At 38.5% G+C, this 5,459-nt stretch carries 7 protein-coding genes; all 7 read left to right on the top strand.

Annotated features, from left to right (window positions below):
• Nucleotides 1-1,374: molybdopterin dinucleotide binding domain-containing protein (locus Q1553_RS03015; protein ID WP_300842742.1), on the top strand; the 1,374-nt coding region annotated here is incomplete at its 5' end.
• Nucleotide 1,375: 1 nt separating this feature from the next.
• On the top strand, nt 1,376-2,149 hold the full coding sequence (gene napG, locus Q1553_RS03020; protein ID WP_297579578.1) for a ferredoxin-type protein NapG: 774 nt from the start codon (nt 1,376-1,378) through the stop codon (nt 2,147-2,149).
• A complete protein-coding gene (gene napH / locus Q1553_RS03025) occupies nt 2,149-2,955 on the top strand; it encodes a quinol dehydrogenase ferredoxin subunit NapH (RefSeq protein ID WP_297571600.1) in 807 nt (268 codons plus the stop codon). Before napG ends, napH begins: the two co-directional genes overlap by 1 nt.
• Nucleotides 2,952-3,473, top strand: coding sequence for a nitrate reductase cytochrome c-type subunit (locus Q1553_RS03030; protein ID WP_115550946.1), 522 nt, complete (start codon nt 2,952-2,954; stop codon nt 3,471-3,473). The genes napH and Q1553_RS03030 overlap by 4 nt, the downstream gene beginning before the upstream one ends.
• Nucleotides 3,473-4,015, top strand: a complete 543-nt coding sequence (locus Q1553_RS03035; RefSeq protein ID WP_115550945.1) for a 4Fe-4S binding protein — start codon at nt 3,473-3,475, stop codon at nt 4,013-4,015. Before Q1553_RS03030 ends, Q1553_RS03035 begins: the two co-directional genes overlap by 1 nt.
• Before the next feature lie 10 nt (nt 4,016-4,025).
• A complete protein-coding gene (locus tag Q1553_RS03040; protein WP_297571601.1) occupies nt 4,026-5,042 on the top strand; it encodes a nitrate reductase in 1,017 nt (338 codons plus the stop codon).
• Between the two features lie 2 nt (nt 5,043-5,044).
• Nucleotides 5,045-5,434 carry a chaperone NapD gene (locus Q1553_RS03045; RefSeq protein WP_115550944.1) on the top strand — a complete coding sequence of 130 codons (390 nt, stop codon included), beginning with the start codon at nt 5,045-5,047 and terminating at the stop codon, nt 5,432-5,434.
• Nucleotides 5,435-5,459: the final 25 nt, after the last annotated feature.

The raw sequence follows: 5,459 nt of genomic DNA on the forward strand, positions 1-5,459 counted from the left end.
ACATTCTCACACCGATTACCTGCAGATATGGTAGTAGCAAACCCAAAACACAGAGCAATGACAGAAAAGATTTGGAAACTTCCAAACGGAACAATCAATCCACAACCGGGCGCACATTTTATGCAAATTATGCGGAATCTTGAAGATGGAAAAATCAAATGGGCGTGGGTGCATGTGAATAATCCTTGGCAAAATACTGCCAATGCAAACCATTGGATTAAGGCTGCTAGAGAAATGGATAACTTTATTGTTGTCTCTGACGCATATCCGGGCATTAGCGCAAAAGTTGCGGATTTGATTCTACCTGTGGCAATGATTTATGAAAAATGGGGTGCTTATGGAAATGCAGAGCGTAGAACCCAGCATTGGAAACAGCAAGTTCTTCCACAAGGCGAGGCAATGAGTGATACTTGGCAGATGATGGAATTTTCTAAACGATTTAAACTCAAAGAAGTTTGGGGTGAGAAAAAGATTAATGATAAATTGACACTTCCCAATGTGCTAGAGGCAGCAAAAGCAATGGGATATAATGAGGATTCCACACTTTATGATGTATTGTATGCAAATAAAGAGGCATTTACCTACAAAATAACAGATACAATGTTAAAAGGTACGATAAATTCTGAAGTCTTTGGAGATAAGCGCGAAGTGGTTGGAAGTAATGGAGAAGTGTTTAAGGGTTATGGATTCTTCGTGCAAAAGTATCTTTGGGAGGAATATCGTAAGTTTGGTGTAGGGCACGCACACGATTTAGCAGATTTTGATACTTATCATAGAGTGCGAGGATTGCGATGGCCTGTCGTAGATGGCAAGGAAACACAATGGCGGTTTAATGCAAAATATGATTATTATGCAAGAAAGGCAAACAATGGCGAATTTGCCTTTTATGGTGGCGCAGGTAAAGAGCTTCCACGTGGAGATTTAGTAACTCCAAAAACACAAGAGAAGTTTTCACTTAAAAACAAAGCAAAAATTTTCTTCCGTCCTTATATGGACCCACCAGAAATGCCAAGCAAAGAATATCCATTCTGGTTAAGCACAGGACGTGTGCTAGAGCATTGGCATAGTGGAACGATGACGATGCGTGTGCCAGAACTTTATCGTGCTGTGCCTGAAGCATTGTGTTATATGAATCCAGAAGATGGTAAAAAGCTTGGTGTGCAACAAAATGACGCGGTTTGGATAGAATCAAGACGCGGTAGAGTAAAAGCGCATGTGGATATGCGCGGACGCAATCGCCCACCGATGGGACTTGTTTATGTTCCTTGGTTTGACGAAAAAGTCTATATTAACAAAGTCTGTTTAGATGCAACTTGTCCGATTTCTAAGCAAACAGATTTCAAAAAATGTGCGGTAAAAGTGTATAAGGCATAAAATGCAGCAAAATACCAATCGGCGTAAATTTCTACTAAGTGGCGCACAAGCGGTTGCGCTTATAGGGCTTGGTGGTTTGGTTTGGGGAGCGTTTTTGCAAGAAAGCAGGGCAAATCCTCTTATCTTGAGACCGCCGGGTGCTTTGAATGAAAAGGAATTTTTAAAGACTTGCATTAAATGTGGTTTATGTGTAAAGGCTTGTCCTTTTGACACCTTAAAGCTTGCAGACGCAGGAAGCGGGAAGCCCATAGGCACACCTTATTTTGAACCACGCAAGATTCCGTGCGAAATGTGTGAGGATATTCCTTGTGTGCCGATTTGTCCAACAGACGCATTGGATTCCAAATTGGTTTCTAATGAAAAAGGACTTGCAATCAATCTTGCTAAAATGGGTGTTGCGATTGTGGATAAGGAGCATTGTGTCGCATATTGGGGCATTCAGTGCGACGCTTGTTATCGCGCCTGTCCGCTTTTGGGTGAAGCCATTAAACTAGAACTTAAACGTAACGAACGCACAGGAAAGCATTCTTATCTTTTGCCTGTGGTGGAAAGTGAGGTTTGCACGGGTTGTGGCAAATGCGAAAAGGCTTGTATCACAGAAAAGGCTGCAATTATTGTCCTGCCACGTGAAATAGCACTTGGTAAAGTAGGGACAAACTATATTAAAGGTTGGGAAGCAGAAGATGAAATGCGTTTGCAAGAAGCAAAAGAAAGAATCCCTAAACGCGATTCTAGCTCTAAAGTGCAAGATTATTTGAATAACGGAGATTTGTAATGCAAAAATATCGTTATTTATTCTTGCGTAGAATCGTGCAAATAGGACTATTAGCCTTGTATGTATTAGGAAATTATACAAGCTTTAAGATTCTGCAAGGTAATCTTAGCTCCTCACTTGTTTTTGGAGTGATTCCATTAAGCGACCCTTATGCGATTTTGCAGTTATTTTTTGCAGGTTCAATCGTTGGGGCAAACGCACTGCTTGGTGCTTTGTTGATTTTATTGCTTTATGGTTTGTTTTTAGGAAGAGCTTATTGCTCTTTTGTCTGCCCAATGAATCTTATAACAGACTTTGCCTCTTTTTTAAGACGGGCTTTTGGTTTGGATACATTGGGAAATCTTGTTTATTTGAAAAATTCTTTGCGTTATGTGTTTTTGGCTCTTAGTCTATTGCTCTCTTTAATTTTTGGAGTCGCAGCATTTGAAGTGATTAGCCCGATTTCTATGCTTCATCGCGGGATTATTTTTGGGCTTGGAGTTGGATTTTTTGCTGTTTTGGTAGTGTTTTTATTGGATTTATTTGTAACAAAACACGCATTTTGTGGGCATATTTGTCCTTTGGGTGCATTTTATTCACTTATTAGTTCCTTTGCGATTTTAAAAGTCAAATATGATTTGCAGGCTTGCACACATTGTATGGAGTGTAAAAAAATCTGTCCAGAAAAGCAGGTGTTAGGAATCATTGGAAAGGAAAGTGGTGTGATAAAAAGTGGTGAATGCACGCGTTGCGGACGTTGTATTGAAGTTTGTGGAGATAATGCCTTAGTGTTTAATCTCTTAGATTTTAAAAAGGAGAAAAAATGAATTTTAACAAAACAATAATGGTTGTGAGTGTGGCATTGGCTGGATTCATATTTTTAGGTTGTCAAGGCGGTTATAGTGAGAATGAAATAGGCTTGCGTAAAAGCACTTTACTTAATGAAAATGTGAAAGTGAGCGCATTTGACTATAATGGTAAGGCAGCGGGAGAATCTGTATTGATTGATAGAGCATTTGAAAATGCGCCTCCTATGATTTCGCATTCTGTGGAAGATATGTTGCCTATTACAAAAGAAAACAATTCTTGCACAAGTTGTCATTTGCCTGAAGTTGCAGAAGCAGTTAAAGCGACACCTATGCCTAAATCGCATTTTTATGATTTTCGTAAAAAGAAAGATTTAAAAGAGCAAATGGACGAAACGCGTTTTAATTGCGTGATTTGCCATACTACACAAGTCAATGCTGCGCCATTGGTTGTCAATAAGTTTGAACCTGATTTTCGTCAAGAAAATGGTAGCACGAAATCCAATCTGATTGATATTGTGAATGAGGGTGTGAATTAATGCGGAATCGTAGGGATCTTTTCACGGTTTTGCTAAAGCCAAAATCAGAGGGCTTTGCGCCCTTGCCGCCCTATAATTCCAATCGCTTTCTTTTTTCTAAATTTTGTGGGCAATGTATTGTGGAATCTTTGCAAGTGCCTTGTGTGAAGGTATGCGAGGAAATTTATAACAAAGAAAGCAGAAGTGGAATCTTAAAAATATCACATAATGCAGTTTATATAGATTTTGAAACAAGTGGTTGTAAGCTTTGTGGAGAATGTGCAAAGGCTTGTCCAAAGGGTGTGCTAGAGGAGCAACTCGCAAAAGAACAGAATCCCCATTGGAATTTTGTCCTCAAGATTGATGAACTAACTTGTTTGGCTTACCATAAAACCCTATGCTGCACCTGCAAAGATATTTGTTATAGTGTGCTAGGAAAGAATCAAGCGATTACTTTTAGTGGGTTGTTTTATCCTGCGATTCAAAAGCATTGTATCGGTTGTGGGGAATGTATCGGGGCTTGTCCTGCACGAGCGATAATATTAGAATCTTGTGAAAATTAAAGGAAAGTAAATGCGAATTTATCTTAAAAAAATTATGGTAATCCTATGTATTCTATGGGTATCGCCTTTGGTGATTTATTCAGAGGAATCCAATATCACAAAAGAAGGAACTTCTCAACCTTTAAAAAAGATTGTTTTAGAAAATAATATTGTTGTTACGCATCTCATCAAAGATTCTTTGTTGATTGGAACGGATTTTGGAGAGGTTTTGGAGCTAAAGTTATATGAAACATCGCCAAAATTGCTTGCGAAGCTTCCTGATATTACGAGTTTCTATGCAGAATCTTATGCACCTAAAGTTTATAGCGTGGATAGGCTTGGAGAGCAAGTTTTAATCCATAGTGAGGGGAATTTTGGCACAAAGAATCTTTTTGTATTTTCTAAGGGGCATTTGGAGATGTTACCCAATATGGAATCTTTAAATATTAAAAAAGCAGCTTTTGTAGATGAAAAGCGAATTTTTTTAGGACTCGCGAGCAATGAGATTGTGTTGTATGATATAAAGCAAAAACAGATTCTTTACCGCAAGCAGCTCTCTGAAGCTTCTTTTTCGGATTTTGCATTAGAGATTCCGAGTAATCGCTATGTGGTAGCGTGCGAATCAGGGATTTTGTATTTTGGAGTAATGGATAGTGGGGAGGTAATAGCAGAACTTGAGGGTGAAAATAAGGATAATGTATATCAAGTCAAACTTGCTAAAGTAGGAGATATAATGACTTTTATCACCGCAGGGCAAGATAGAAAAGTGGGTGTGTATCAGCTGAATTTGCAGACAAATAAAGTGGAATCTTATGGGATTGGTGCAAATTTTTTGGTGTATAGTGTGGGAATGAGTGCGGATTCCACATTGGGGGCTTATATGCAAAATGAACAAAGCGAAATTAATGTTTTTCGCATTTCAGATAAACAAGAAATAATGCATTTAAGCGGACATACGAGTTTATTGAATAATATTATTTTTACAGATTATCATCTTATTAGCAGTGAAGATGGGAAAAATATCTTAATTTGGAATCTTAAGGAGTAAAAATGCAGGCATTGCAAGAGGATTTTAATGTGTCTAGTCTCGTTGTGCTATGCGCACAGAAGGACATAGAGTCGCTTTGGGGAAAAATCAATGCAATCAAGGGCGCAGAGTGCCATTACAAAGACGAAAGTGGCAAAATCATCGTAACTTTGGAATCTCAAAGCATTGAGGAGGAAATCAAGCTTCTAAAACAGATTGAAAGATTAAAGGGTGTGTTGTCTGCACAAATGATTTATGCTTATCATAGTACGGAATTGGAGACATTAAGAGAGGAGATACAAAAGCAAGATAGAATCCCAAAAGTGCTTCGGGACGAACAAACAAGCGCAAATGAAATCACTTATAGTGGAGATGTGCAAGGTGCGTTGGACGAAATCTTAAAGATACAATAGTAAAGAGATTCTTAAGTTAGAGCCT

Origin of the sequence: Helicobacter sp. UBA3407, assembly GCF_949747025.1 — a bacterium.
Taxonomy (GTDB): domain Bacteria; phylum Campylobacterota; class Campylobacteria; order Campylobacterales; family Helicobacteraceae; genus Helicobacter_D; species Helicobacter_D ganmani.

What these genes read in the sequence shown, in the direction of transcription:
- napG (WP_297579578.1), top strand. Translation starts at nt 1,376, where the DNA reads ATGCAGCAAAATACCAATCGGCGTAAATTTCTACTAAGTGGCGCACAA.
- napH (WP_297571600.1), top strand. Translation starts at nt 2,149, where the DNA reads ATGCAAAAATATCGTTATTTATTCTTGCGTAGAATCGTGCAAATAGGA.
- Q1553_RS03030 (WP_115550946.1), top strand. Translation starts at nt 2,952, where the DNA reads ATGAATTTTAACAAAACAATAATGGTTGTGAGTGTGGCATTGGCTGGA.
- Q1553_RS03035 (WP_115550945.1), top strand. Translation starts at nt 3,473, where the DNA reads ATGCGGAATCGTAGGGATCTTTTCACGGTTTTGCTAAAGCCAAAATCA.
- Q1553_RS03040 (WP_297571601.1), top strand. Translation starts at nt 4,026, where the DNA reads ATGCGAATTTATCTTAAAAAAATTATGGTAATCCTATGTATTCTATGG.
- Q1553_RS03045 (WP_115550944.1), top strand. Translation starts at nt 5,045, where the DNA reads ATGCAGGCATTGCAAGAGGATTTTAATGTGTCTAGTCTCGTTGTGCTA.